The sequence below is a fragment of the Peribacillus sp. FSL E2-0218 genome (assembly GCF_037992945.1).
GTDB lineage: Bacteria > Bacillota > Bacilli > Bacillales > DSM-1321 > Peribacillus > Peribacillus simplex_B.
The window spans coordinates 4,125,964-4,139,803 of the sequence record NZ_CP150304.1; the positions used below are offsets into that span (position 1 = coordinate 4,125,964).

The 13,840-nt window shown below is 45.0% G+C and carries 10 protein-coding genes; 2 read left to right on the plus strand and 8 right to left on the minus strand.

Annotated features, from left to right (window positions below; genetic code table 11):
* Nucleotides 1-11 precede the first annotated feature (11 nt).
* The 3 genes from MHI53_RS19785 to MHI53_RS19795 all read right to left on the minus strand — a co-directional run bounded on the left by MHI53_RS19785 (nt 12) and on the right by MHI53_RS19795 (nt 3,980).
* Nucleotides 12-281, minus strand: a complete 270-nt coding sequence (locus MHI53_RS19785) for a PTS sugar transporter subunit IIB (RefSeq protein ID WP_061140836.1) — start codon at nt 279-281, stop codon at nt 12-14.
* On the minus strand, nt 278-2,350 hold the full coding sequence (locus MHI53_RS19790; protein ID WP_340372045.1) for a BglG family transcription antiterminator: 2,073 nt from the start codon (nt 2,348-2,350) through the stop codon (nt 278-280). The genes MHI53_RS19785 and MHI53_RS19790 overlap by 4 nt, the downstream gene beginning before the upstream one ends.
* Nucleotides 2,351-2,582: 232 nt before the next feature.
* Nucleotides 2,583-3,980: a DHA2 family efflux MFS transporter permease subunit gene (locus tag MHI53_RS19795; RefSeq protein WP_340372046.1), complete on the minus strand. Its 1,398-nt coding sequence runs from the start codon at nt 3,978-3,980 to the stop codon at nt 2,583-2,585.
* A gap of 502 nt (nt 3,981-4,482) precedes the next feature.
* On the opposite strand from MHI53_RS19795, the gene MHI53_RS19800 reads away from it, so the two are divergent.
* Both MHI53_RS19800 and MHI53_RS19805 read left to right on the plus strand, forming a co-directional pair.
* A complete protein-coding gene (locus MHI53_RS19800; RefSeq protein WP_340372047.1) occupies nt 4,483-4,806 on the plus strand; it encodes a hypothetical protein in 324 nt (107 codons plus the stop codon).
* Entirely contained in the window at nt 4,793-5,428 is a 636-nt protein-coding gene (locus tag MHI53_RS19805) for an O-methyltransferase (RefSeq protein WP_340372048.1), read from the plus strand. The genes MHI53_RS19800 and MHI53_RS19805 overlap by 14 nt, the downstream gene beginning before the upstream one ends.
* Before the next feature lie 169 nt (nt 5,429-5,597).
* Here the strand turns inward: MHI53_RS19805 and MHI53_RS19810 are convergent, their stop codons facing one another.
* The 5 genes from MHI53_RS19810 to MHI53_RS19830 form a co-directional block, all read right to left on the minus strand.
* Complete coding sequence (locus MHI53_RS19810) at nt 5,598-5,753, minus strand: DUF1540 domain-containing protein (RefSeq protein ID WP_064505156.1); 156 nt, start codon at nt 5,751-5,753, stop codon at nt 5,598-5,600.
* Nucleotides 5,754-5,832: 79 nt separating this feature from the next.
* Nucleotides 5,833-7,626 (minus strand): carbon starvation protein CstA, encoded by a 1,794-nt coding sequence (gene cstA, locus MHI53_RS19815; RefSeq protein WP_061140839.1) that lies wholly within the window; start codon nt 7,624-7,626, stop codon nt 5,833-5,835.
* A 141-nt stretch (nt 7,627-7,767) separates the two neighbouring features.
* Complete coding sequence (locus MHI53_RS19820) at nt 7,768-8,511, minus strand: LytTR family transcriptional regulator DNA-binding domain-containing protein (protein ID WP_061140840.1); 744 nt, start codon at nt 8,509-8,511, stop codon at nt 7,768-7,770.
* Nucleotides 8,483-10,267: a sensor histidine kinase gene (locus MHI53_RS19825; RefSeq protein ID WP_061140841.1), complete on the minus strand. Its 1,785-nt coding sequence runs from the start codon at nt 10,265-10,267 to the stop codon at nt 8,483-8,485. The genes MHI53_RS19820 and MHI53_RS19825 overlap by 29 nt, the downstream gene beginning before the upstream one ends.
* 877 nt (nt 10,268-11,144) lie before the next feature.
* Nucleotides 11,145-13,049, minus strand: coding sequence for an endonuclease MutS2 (locus MHI53_RS19830; RefSeq protein WP_340372049.1), 1,905 nt, complete (start codon nt 13,047-13,049; stop codon nt 11,145-11,147).
* Nucleotides 13,050-13,840: the final 791 nt, after the last annotated feature.

Genomic DNA, 13,840 nt, shown 5'->3' on the forward strand with positions numbered 1-13,840 from the left:
AATCTCTCCTTTTATCCGATATGGACTTCCAATTTAGATTTGATTTCCGGAATGCTCATCATGTTTTCCAATGTGACGATCGTACGCGTCCCATCATCCAGCTGACCGACAATATCCGCGGCACCGAGGAATATATCCGCCTGAACCGTTTTGGCCGATGCCAGATCCGTATGATCCACCTCCGCCGTCTTCCCCATTTCCGTCAATGCCTTTTTCACATTCATCTCCATGATGAAGCTGCTGCCCAATCCGTTCCCGCATACTACCATGATTTTTTTCATTCCGCTTCCTCCTTCGAATATTTATGAACGTACTCCATAAGGATCTCTTTGTCTGAAGTTCGCAGGATTTCTTCAATATTGGCTGGTTCATTCAATAATTGAGTGAGCTGGATCAATGCGCGCAAATGGGAATCGTTATCCACCGCAGCCAAAATGATGATCAAGCGTACCGGTTTATCCGGCGCAAAGTCGACGGCTTCATCCAACTTCAATAAGCTCATCGATAAGGACCGGACTCCCTGCTCCGGCCGTGCATGGGGAATGGCCACCCCGGGAGTGATGACTACATAAGGACCATTCGTTTCTATCGCCTCGATCATGGCATCCACATATCGATCTTCGACGGTTCCCAGATCCACGAGAGGCTTAGCCGCTACCTGAATGCCTTCCTTCCAATCGGAAACGTGCGGCTGTAATTGAATGGTTTGCATATTGAGCAGTTCTTCTAACACAGGCTTCTCTGCCTCCTTTAATGAAAATTGAGTAATTTTTGGTGTACGATCATACATCTTCGACTGCAGTGCCTTTTCAAGCTGATCCTGTTCATGGATGGTGGCATACTTGGAGATGAGCTTCAATAATGCTGCAACATCGACACTTTCCGCCGTATATCCGTACAGCTGCTGCATCACCTGCTGGCGCAATGTATGCTTATCCTGCATTTCCAGAATGGGTGGCACGACGAATAATGTCGCGTTCGTCCGCATATGGACGGTTGAAAAGACAAGGTCATATGAGAGTGTGTAATCGGCCGCAGCTCGAACGGACAGAACATCCAGGAACAAAATGTCGGGAAACAGCTCCCTCAATGTATAAATGAGGATATTGCTGATACCGATACCATTCGGACAAACGACTATCGCTCTTTTTCGATCATCCAATGTCGTTCCTTGCCTGCGCAGCCAGCCGCCAAAATAGATCGTGAAGTAGGCCACTTCCTCTTCCGATACCGGACAATCCAGCTCCTTCTCCAGCACCCACATCGACTTCTTTGTCAAATGATGCAGCTCAGGATATACCTTCTGGACCCGGCCGGTCATCGGATTCATTTGCGGGAGACCGTACCGCAGGCGATGATATGCCGGTTTAAAATGAACATATAGTTGTTGGCATAGCTGCTCTTTGTCTTTCAGGTGAACAAAAGCCAACCTTTCAAACTCTTCCACGATCTCCTCCAATAGCTGTTGAATGATCTCATCATCCTTTAGAGGCGATATGTCCTTCGTACGATTCATGCTTAATAAATGTAAAGTCGCATATAGGTTTTCCGTTTCACTCCATGCCGATTGAAAGGCATCCGTTTTGGTCATTTCCTCGACCATTTTGTACTCGTCAGTCGTAACAAATGGCTCCCAGCTTGGGTCTGCCAATAACGCTTCCCCTTTTCCAATGAGCTGATCGGTGCATAAAAACAAATACGTCAGTTCATGGAGCCGTTCATCGGTGAAGGTGATGCCCAATTCACGCTCGACCCTTTCAAGCTGCGACCGAATGGCGATGATCCGGCTTTCGTATCTCCCCCAGATGCACTCCATGATCGGCTCGCGATTCGGGCTGTTCAGCACATCATGCACCAGATGTTCGATGACATATCGTTTAACCCGGCTTTCTCCCTTCACCACATATCCTTCTTGCTTCGAATACTGGATTTTAAGCGCCTTGTCTCTATGTATTTCCTTTAACCGCTTTAAATCCTTCAACACCGTATTGCGTGATATTCCGGTAAGTGACTGGAAATGGTAGACGGACAGTTCCTCCTCGCTTAACAAAATCAGCAGGTAAAAAACTCTTTCTCTATCCATCTCTGAAAATATATAATTGCGTTTTGTCAGCTTAACATTCAATTCTTCATCCTTGATTGTTCCAGAAAAGGAATAACCCGTTTCACGGCTGAATTGAATCGGCTCATAACCTTGAAATTGCAGCCAATCATTCGCTTTAGTCAGGGCATATTGAATTTGCCTTCTCGTCAAACCGGTTTGTGTTTCAAGCTCTTTCATTTTCGAAATTGGCGAATGCTGCAATAGCCTTAATAAATGGGCGCTTCTTTCATCTAAAAACATGCTCATTCCCTCTCCCTTCCTCTACAATATCTCACTTCTCATTAGAAATGAACGGTTTCTGAGTTCGTTTGTTGTCACATCGACTGCACAATATTATACTCTACATTTTTTTGTGCACAATCCTGCAACCATGCTTAAGGCAACGAAGTCATCCGTTCGAGGGCTGAGTACGTCCACTCAAAAATAAAAAAAGGTTTCGGAGTGACCGAAACCTTTTGTCTACTAGACAATCATACTCTCATACTCCATGTCCAGACGGTTTTTTCATGAATAATGAAAGCACCACATTAACGCCGGCAAGCAGTAAACTGACTTTAAATACAAGTGATGATCCCGTAGCAGCAGCTGTTGGCAGGTCATTTGCGAAATCAGTCAGATAGCTGCTTTGCTTCGCAGAGAAAAGCGATATCATGACTGCAATGCCTATGGCCCCCGATACTTGCTGGGAGGTTTGCGTGATCGCGATACCATCTGGATAGAATTGTCTTGGCAAGGCATTCAATGTATTCGTTTGGACGGAAGCAAGGACCATGCCAATGCCAAGCATCATCACGATATGCGTGACTGCCACGATCCAAAGTGCCGTTTCCGTTCCGTACATGGCATATAGCCCATATCCGATCGCAACCAATATCGTCCCAGGCATAATGATGGCACGAGGGCCATATTTATCGAATAGCCGCCCGATGATCGGCGCGAATACGCAGTTTAACAAACTGCCTGGCAGCATGATCAAGCCAGTGGCGAACGCCGAGACGATTAACGCCATTTGCATATACATCGGCAGCACAACAAGCATCGATAACATGTTGAAGAACGTAATCATGTTCATCACAAGTCCCAGCACGAAGAGTGGGTACTTGAATGCCTGTAAATTCAACAGCGGGTTTTCCATCTTCGTTTGACGGAACGCAAACAAAACGAGTGCGATGATCCCAACGATGATTGTGCCCATGACCGTCGTATTCGCCCAGCCGAGATCGCCGCCTGCGCTTACCCCGTACACAATACCGCCAAAGCCTATCGTCGATAACACAACCGACAAGAAATCAATTGTAACCGTTCGGATTTCATTAACATTCGGAATGAAAATATAGCCAAAAATAAGCGAAAATAATAAAAACGGTAGCGTAAACCAGAATATGAAATGCCACGATAACGTATCCAAAATCATCCCCGCCAAGGTAGGACCGAAGGCTGGACCCGCTAAGATGACCAATCCCATGATCCCCATTGCCCCTCCACGTTTATGCGGCGGGAAAATCGTGAAGATGACATTTTGCGTCAACGGCAAAATGATCGCCAGTCCAGCTGCCTGTATCACACGTGCCGCCAATAGCACACTAAACTCTGGTGCGACAGCCGCGACAATCGTACCGACAATTGAAAAAAATAAAGACGCCATGAACATTTGGCGTGTTGTAAACTTTTGCATTAAAATTCCTGTTACCGGCACTAAAATGCCGAGTGTCAAAAAGTAGCCTGTAGCCAGCCACTGGATGGTCGTCGCATCTACATCAAAAATATGGCTTAATTCACCCAATGCGATGTTCAATGCGGTTTCACTGAATAGCCCGACAAACCCCGCGACTAAAAGAGCCGCCATTATCGGCCCTGTTTTTACCTGTTTATTCACTTTTTAAAAACTCCCTCAATATATTTGATAGCCATCGCAAACCCGATGTCTCTGAACACATCTGCAAAAGCTTCTTACATTTCCCGAAAAAAAATCGTTGCAGGACCTCGGCAACGATTTGTACCCATAGCCGAAAGCCTCCTCCTTCTCTTTGTACCAACCGGTCTATTTGCAACTATACCAAAAAAAATTCTCTGGATGTAAGTACTTTTTTCTCTTCTAATTAACGAATTCACATTTTGGACACACTTTTATCAGTGCATGTTCTTTTTACCGGAAGACTAGTGCTCTCTTTCACTGGATCGGAGCTTTATTCGCGAGTTTGACGACTTTACTCGCTAATTCGGTATATTTACTCCCCAATGTAGCCCTTCTCGCGAATTTGGCTTTTACACATATTTTAGTGGGATTTCTTGTTCATTCATTGACAATTTGTATACATAAGTATACAGTTAGAACAAGAAAAAACATGTATACGTTTGTATACAGAAAGAGGAATGCTATGAGAGATGAAAAAATGAAGGATCTAAAAAAAGATGGACATCACAGAGGAAAAGGACATGGTTCACACCATCGCGGCCCAAAAACGTTTCGCCGCGGACGGGCTCTCGCTTTTCTAGAGATGATGAAGCTTAAACGTTCAACCATTAAGGAACAGTTAGACAAACCAGAGTTTCAATCCATTAATCAAATCTTAGTCGGTGAGTTAAAAGCCATCGATATGTTAATCAACGAATTCACACAATTATTTGAAATACAAGAAAGTGAAGAAAAGGAAGCCATCAATCATGATGAGGAAGGAATGGTTCAGAATGAAACAAATTAACCACTATATCGATTCAGTTTTTCATACCCAAGATGAGCTTTTGGAAGAAGTCGTGGCTGCGATAAAAGATAACGGGATGCCTTCCATATCGGTATCTCCTTCATCAGGGAAGTTCCTAACCATGCTTGTATCCATATCAGGTGCGAAACATGTACTGGAAATAGGTGCTCTTGGGGGCTATAGCGGAATTTGCCTGGCCAGGGGCTTCGGCAGCGAAGGGAAATTAACGTCCCTTGAATTAAAGGAAAATTACGCAGCCTTGGCACAAAGCCATCTATCAAAAGCTGGCTTTGGCGATCAAGTAACGTATATGACCGGAGAGGCACTGCAAAGCCTTGAACAACTTGTTCGTGATAACAGGAAATTTGATTTTTTCTTTATAGATGCTGACAAGGACAATTATGAAAATTACCTTCACCATTGCATAGAGCTGGCAGAACCGGGTGCTTTAATCGTCATGGATAATGTCCTTGTCGGAGGCAGTGTCGCAGATCAGGAAGCTGAACCTAAGCATTATACTGAATTCATGAAGAAATTCAATGAATCTGTCGCCAATCATCCTCGCTTGGAGTCATTACTCATTCCACTTGGTGACGGGCTGACCATTTCAAAAGTAAAGTAAAGCTGCTTCATTCACGATTATATCGATCAAACCTCCCGATGTATCGCTCAATCTTACGAAGTGAGGAAGAAAAATAAAAGGAATTTCATTTTCCTTGAATGAAAATGATTTTTATTATCAATAATAAAAAAGAAGAAGGGCAACCAGTTGATGGTTCCCCCCCGAGGTTTTAAACTCCTGGATCAAATGTTTTGCAATCCGTTTCTTTACTATTTGATGCATGATTCCCTTTATGACTCACTACATAAATAGCTTCAGCATTACATTTGTTTCCAGAATGCCAATGTACACAGTTGTTTACCTCACATAGAACATCTTTAGCCATCGTATTACACCTCCTCATTTGTTATCATTAACAAATTTGGGGGTATTGATACTTTCCTTTTTTAGGTTATATCATTTTTTCAGGCTGATTGTTTCAGTAGTTCGGCTTGCGGGATTTTCCAGAGCTCGCGCCATTTTTTTAGGGCGGAGATGAGAATGACCAAGCCGAGGCATAGCATGATGATCGACAATGCTCCATTCAGGATGCTGAAGCCTGCAGCGTCCGGGTTCAAGTATACGTTTTTCACCATCCAGTATCCTGCTACATTAACCGTTACATATAGGTAGGCGAGGGGCACGAGGCATGTCCACATATACCAGCGCTTGTCGGCGATTTTCAAGACGACGGTCGCCCCGATGATGAGGCCGATCGAAGCCATGAGCTGGTTGGATACGCCAAATAGTGCCCAGATCGATCCGATGTCCCCGGAATAGAGCAGATAGCCCCAGATGAAGCAGGCTAATGCACTGGCGAAGATGTTGCCGGGCAGCCAATCGACTTTCTTCAATGGTTTATAGAACTCGCCGAAGAAGTCCTGGATCAAGTAGCGGGCCACACGTGTCCCCGAGTCGATCGCGGTTAATATGAACACCGCCTCGAACATGATGACGAATTGGAAGAAAAACGAAGCCAATTTTTCAAAGAAGGGAATCTCCGTGAAAATATAGGTCATTCCGACAGCAAGGGTTACGGCCCCGCCTGTCCGTCCTTCAAGGTTAATGCCGATTTCTTCGCTTAGCTCATTAAGGTGCACTTTTTCCATGCCTAATGTTTGAAAGACCTCAGGTGAAGAGTTAATGGCAAAATAATCACCTGGCTGCAGGGAGACTGCCGCAATCAATGCCATGATGGCCACGACACATTCCACAAGCATCGCCCCGAAACCGACGGATTTGATATCACTCCAGCGGTTCAGCATTTTTGGCGTTGTACCGGAGCCGACAAATGCATGGAATCCTGAAATCGCCCCACAGGCAATCGTGATTGAAATGAATGGCCACACAGGACCGGCGACAATCGGGCCTCCGCCATTGACGAATTCGGTGAATGCCGGAAATTGGATCTCTGGATTCACCACGAACACGCCGATGATCAAAGCGGCAAACACACCAATTTTCATGAAGGTGCTTAAATAATCGCGCGGTGCAAGCAGCAGCCACACAGGCAATGCCGCTGCAAAGAAAGCATAAATCGGCAAAATGAGGGCCAGCGTGCTTGCTTCGAGTGTCAATAGTTCACCAAGGGCCGTTCCTTGAATGTTCGGACCAAGCAAGATCCCAGCCATGATGAGCGCGAAGCCGACAATGGTCGCGCCTTTCAAATTGCCTGTTTTTTTATGGTACAGCCCGACTCCCATGGCGATGGGAATCGTGATCCCGACAGCAAACGTTCCCCATGGGTTATTTTCCAATGCATGCAGGACGACCATAGAAAGTCCTGCCATCGTAATGGTGATGATAAAAAGCATGGCAAGTCCTGTACAGAAGCCTGCGACCGGTCCAAGTTCTTCCTTGGCCACTTCCGATAGCGATTTTCCGTCTTTACGCATCGATGCGAACAGCACGACGGCATCATGGACCGCTCCGCCGATGACAGCCCCGATCAATAGCCATAGCAAACTTGGCAAATAACCAAATTGTGCCGCAAGAATCGGACCGACGAGCGGACCTGCCGCTGCGATGGCGGCAAAGTGATGGCCGAATGCCACCCATTTATTGGTCGGAACATAATCTTTTCCATCTTCCAATGCGTGAGCCGGAGTCGGCTTGGAATCATCCAGCTTCAGTACTTTCCGTGCTATGAATGTCCCGTATAAACGGTAAGCGATCATTAATATACAAATCGAGCCTATGACGATTGAAACCGCATTCATTTTGAAAACCCCCTCTATTTCTTACATCGTAGACTGATGATATCACGATGTAAGCGGATGCAAAGGGTTTTCAAGCTACAATGCAGATAATGAGGGCTGGATTGCAATATAAAGATACTAAAATGCAGAATTATGAAAATTTTAAAAACCAATAAGCTGCTTTAGCTCCTTTACATATGTGCGGCTCACGGGTATGTTCGATCCGTCGCTCATGATGAGATTATACGTCGAATTGAACCAGGGCTGGATCTCGGCGATATGGATGACATTGACGATAAACCCGCGATGCACCCGTAAGAACGAGCGTGGGTCAAGCTTCCGTTCAAACACGATGAGCGGATCGCCCATTTTATATTCATTTTCTTCCGTTTTGATGATTGTCTTTCCTTCAATGAGCCCGATGAATAATATCGAATCCCGGTCGATCAAAACGATCCGGTCATCGATTTCAACAGCCAGTTTGCCTGTCTGCTCCGCCCCATTGCGATGCGGCGGCTTTGTCCTGGTTTCGCGCTCCCCTGCTTTGCGCACTTTGTTCAGCCTGTCCAATGTTTGGCGTATTCGCTTTTCATTAAAGGGCTTCAATAGATAATCAAATGCATACGATTCAAAGGCCTGAAGGGCAAATTCGTCATAAGCCGTGGCAAAAATGAGCGTTGGTGCTGGGTCAAGCCCGGCCAATTGTTTAGCCAATTGCAGGCCTGTGCCGTCAGCCAGCTCAATATCCATAAAAACAAGATCCGGCTTTAAGCTGGGGATATCCCTGATGGCCCCTTCTATCCCTTCTGCCTCACCGATGACTTCAGCTTGCCTGCTTCTCTTCAGAAGGTATTTCAATTCATCCCTTGCGAGGGGTTCATCTTCTACGATAAATGCTTTCAACATCGCTGTCATATGCTCCTTTTTCGTTGAGTGGTATGGTTATTTTCACTTCTGTTCCAACATTCGCTTCACTTTCTATCGAGAGGCTGGCCTGGCCCTTATAGATGCCCTCCAGCCTTTCACTGATATTATGAAGGGCCGTTCCTGTACCTTTCGGCGATTTGACAGTCCGCTTCCCCAATTCAGCTAATTTCTCTCTTGAAATCCCTTTTCCGTTATCCTTCACGGTTATGCACATCGCCGCCTCTTGAAAAGATACATCAATGAGGATTTCACCTTTGTTTCTCATTTGCGAAAAGGCATGGTGGATGGCATTTTCAACGAGCGGCTGCAGCGTGAATGGAGGCAGTGGAACCTCCTTAAGACTTGGTTCTATGTTATGAACGATTTCATATTTATCCGGAAATCGGGCCTGCTCCAGCGATAAGTATGCATGGACATGCTCCAATTCCTTTTCAAGCGGCACCAATATTTGCCTTGCGCCTTGGAGGTTGCTGCGAAAGAAAGCACTTAGCTCCATTAATAGGCTTCTTGCCTTCTCCACATCCGTCCGGCATAAAACGGAAATCGTATTGATTGCGTTGAACAGAAAATGCGGATGGACTTGTGCCTGCAAGGCCTTGATTTCAGCATCTTTCAATAACTCCGTCTGCATTTCCGCTTTAGCGAGCTCCAGCTGGGTGGAAAAAAGCTTGGCCAGCCCTTCAGCCAGCTCCTGTTCCACTTGGCTTAATTTATCGGGATGCTTGAAGTACATCTTCAACGTCCCGACCGTCTTCCGTTGGACCTGAAGGGGCAGCACGACCGCTGCTTGCAATGGACATTGATCTTGAAAGCAATAAATATCCTTTCTTGTTTTCGCGACGATGATCTCACCCTGCTCAAGAGCCTTTTTCGTTATACCCGTCGCGATTCCCTCCTTCGGGACATGATGATCGGAAGCTGCCCCCACATGAGCAAGTACGCTATTCCGATTGGTTATGGCCACGGCATCGGCTTCTGTCAGCCCAAGGATGATCTCGGCAATTTTCTTACAGGAGCTTTGATTCAAGCCCTGGCGGAAATAAGGCAATGTCTGATCCGCAATCAGGAACGCCAAATTCGTCTGCACCGCCCGCGTCCGGGCCTCATCCCTCGTAATCGATTGAATGATGAGCATGAACAGTAACGTGCCAAAGCCATTGATGAAAATCATCGGAAGTCCGATTACCTGAACGAGCTCCCAGGCCCGTTCAAATGGCTTGGCCGTTGCCAGGATGATGACCATTTGGATCGCTTCCAGGGCCATGCAAATCGGGAGGGCAAACCAAGGGGTGATCCTTCCATGCCTTTGCCGCCTTTTTCCTAAAAAACCTGACAAGACGCCAGCCAAAATTGCCGCCACGGCACAAGCCCCTGCTGTAAAACCGCCGAGAGTATAACGGTGAAGGCCAGCAATCAAACCGACCCCCAAGCCTACGAATGGCCCCCCAAGCAAGCCGCCGATGGCGACACCCATGATCCTGGTGTTGGCAATCGCATTTTCTGGCGCAATTTCGGTGTGCCAATCTCCCACGGGCATCTCATGATTTCCGATTTCAATCCCCGTATAATTACTAATGATGCCGAATGTTCCAAAAAGGACGATGAGCATGATTTTCTTTGACATTTGATGTTCATGGCCGATCATTTGCCGAAACGGCTTCATATAAGAAAGCAGGAACGCAGCAATCACGATGATCCCCACTTTTTCAAACAGCGACGGTAATAAATGAACCAACTCATCACCTCCATTTCTGGCTTTTTCATTCATCTTACAACAGCTTTGAAATCTTTGTCGAATTTTGTTTTTGCGCTCAGCCCAGCACATCATTGGAGGGCGTACCATATCTGAAACGGTACCGATCATTTTAGGAACCCAGCAATTGAAAAAACATGTATAGTGGAGTCAGCAAAGCTAGTACTTATTAGGAGGAATCATGAATAGTAAGGTCCTGACATTTTATATTCTGGCTGGAATATCCTTGTTTGCTGCAGGATTATTTCCGCTCAGATATATAAAGTCTTTCCATTTATTTATCTCCTTGTTTATTTTAGGTTTGATATTTATCTTAATCGCTCAAATTCACAAGAGGAAAGAAAAATGAGGGAGATTAAATTTGGTAGTAAACTAATACGATAAAAGAGATATGACGAATTATTCATGAAAAATTTAACCAAATATTTTATCCTATTTCTCTGGGTGGTCTTATTTTTATATTTCTATGAAATGTATATGCCCAAAGGTATTTATTATTTTATTGTAGGAATTCCAGTCCTTTTTCTAAGTGCCATTTTTATTTTAAAGATGTTTGATCATTCAAAAAGCTAAAGATTCCGGTGATACAATCAACCTTTTCGGAGGCTGTTTGCATCACCTTTCTTATTTTATCGTTCATTTCCATCAAATTTAATAGTCAGTAAATTTGCTTATTACTAACACTTCTTCCATAAATTTTTTGTTTGTTTGATACCTTTCCTATCTACGCCCAATCCCTATTTTAGGATTTCACTTGATTTCCCAGTCTTTTCTCACATCGCCTTTACAGGTAACGATATACACGGGAAATAAAGTTAAATTAAGGATGAATCCACAAAGAGCCCCTGCCTAACGTTGTTTATTCGTTTAGCTTCTTCCGCATATCCGCCGCGACATTCCTTAAGGCTTTCTTCGACCCCCGCTTTAGGTCATGATCCAGCTTCCTTTCTTCGTAGCTGACGAATAGGGCGTTCAGATCATAGCCTTCCGGATATAAGTCGGCGGCTTTTATTTCAAGCTCCAGCTTATTTGCATGAACTTCCTTGAATTCATCTTCGAAAAGGACAATGACATGATTGAATGAATCCTTCTTTTTATAGACGATCGCATATCCGTCAAGTCCGCTTACTTTTACCTTGTCACCGATGTCAAATTGGGGTAAGGCTTTTTTGGAAGGGGTTTCGGCTTTCGCTTTTTTGATTTTTCCTTCCTGGACACGTTCCAAGTTATAGTCTTTATTGTCAATATAGTGTTTTGCTTTTTGCAATACCTTTTGGCGTATATCCATTTTTTTCGCGATCCACAAGGCATTGCTTTCGCCGGATTGACCGATCAGCAGCTTATACTTCGGCTCCAATGTTTCACTGTTAAACTGCATCGCCGCATTCATGAAGTCGCTGTGAATTTCGGAATAGCGCTTGATTTCCCCATAATGGGTCGTCGCAACGGTGATGCATCCCTTTTGATAAAACTCCTCCAGTATCGCAATCGCCAAAGCCGCGCCTTCATTCGGTTCCGTTCCGCTCCCGATTTCATCGAAAAGCAGCAGCGAGTTATTGGACACAGCAAGCATGATTTCCGAAATGTTTTTCATATGCGACGAAAACGTACTCAGCGCATTTTCCATGCTTTGGTTATCACCAATATCGACGAATATGTGATCGAAGACAGCCAGCTCCGTTCCCTCTTTTCCGGCAACATGAAGCCCGGACATCGCAGCCAGCGTAAGGATGCCAATCGTCTTCAGGACGACCGTTTTCCCGCCGGCATTAGGTCCTGTGATGATCAAGCTGCGATAATCCTGGCCGATTTCGAAATCCAATGGCACACTCTCGGCGGGCAAAAGCGGATGCTTACAGCCTGTTAGCCGGATATACCCATGACCATTGATTTTCGGTTCAATCCCGTCCATGCTTTTACTGAACTTGGCTTTTGCGAAGATCATATCATACTGGCTGATGAGCTCGATATTGATTTTGATCGGTTTCAGTTGCTCGAAAACCGTGCCTGATAATGTAGCCAATAGCTGATACTCCTCCATCGCTTCCTCCGCTTTGAAGCTGGCCAATTCTGCATTCAACTTCGTCACGGTGGCTGGCTCGATGAACACGGTGGCCCCTTTGGCCGAAACCTCCACGATCGTTCCGGCCACCTGGTTTTTATAAGAGGCTTTGATCGGGATGGTGTAGCGATCATCTTTTTTGCTGATGAAGAATTCTTGAATGAACTCTTTATTGGCCCCGCTCTTCAAGAACTTATTCAGCCGCTCCTCTATTTTGCTTTCCATTTTGCTGATTTGATTCCGAATCCGCTTCAAATCCCTGCTGGCTTCCGAAGCAACCGCATTCCCTTTTATCGTGAATTGGATCTCTTCCTCGATGCTCCTTAATTCGGTCACCGAATGCGCGTACGAATGCAGGGTTGGGGCAAAGAACGCTTTATCGGTCATAAACGTCTTGATATTCCGGCAGCCTCTCAAAAAGTCGGCTATCGCCACAAGTTCACTCGGCTCCAGGATCATTCCCTTTTCCAGTTTGTCGATATGAAGACCAACATGGGAAATGCCTTTTAAAGGAATATGGCTTTCCGCGTTCAATAAGTTCCTCGCTTCCGTCGTCTCGTTCAAACGGTTCTTAACAACCTTCAACACGCCGCTTGGCTGAAGCCGATCCAACAATTCCTTCCCTAAGCCGCTTACACAATGGTTTTTCACCATTTCTTTTAGTTGGATATATTGTAATTTTTCATAAGTCATCGTATTCATAGCATGATCCTCCTTGAATGAGTGTGATTTTCTCCTTAAATCCAAAAAATGCCCGCAAAAGTCCCCCCTACCTTTACAAATGAACAAGCCATTTGAGTAGAAAGCTCCTGCGGGCACGGCCTCATCAATGATAAGAACCTAAAATCGATAACAAAATAGGCAGGTCAAATAAACCTGATCTACAACAAAAAAGCATGATAGGACAAATCCCACCATGCAATTTCGCCGTAACACCTACATGTTACGCGAATTATGGAAAAGGAAGCAGTCTTAAAGTAGGCATTCACAAATGCATAATTGCACCGTGAAAAAAGGCATACTTAATCCACTGACTTATCAGTGATTAAAAAACCTTATTCAACTGAATTAGTTGATACCTACTCCCGACATAAAACACCACACCTTTTCTAAGAATTGGAACTAACATACCATATTAGTAAGAAAGAGTCAAACTATTTTCGAATGGACTTTTGAAGGTATAATTTCATGGTTCTTTACGTTGCGCCCAATGGGGAGACTGCACAATTGTGTTTGGGCGTTTTGTAGTCTCGATAGCCCGCATTTATTTATCGAGCACTTTAATAGCTCGCCAGTCAGGCAGGCCAGGGTCCGAATTGGCGAGTAAACGCACGTTTTTCGCGAGTAAGGCTCCCGAATTCACGAGCAAAGCACAAATCTTTTTTTTATGAATGATGACGACAAAATGGATCCGGGTCCTCAACTTCTGTTTTCAATGTCTGAATATTTACTTTAAAATCGGGGTATGTTATCCTTATATTGTCATAAACTAA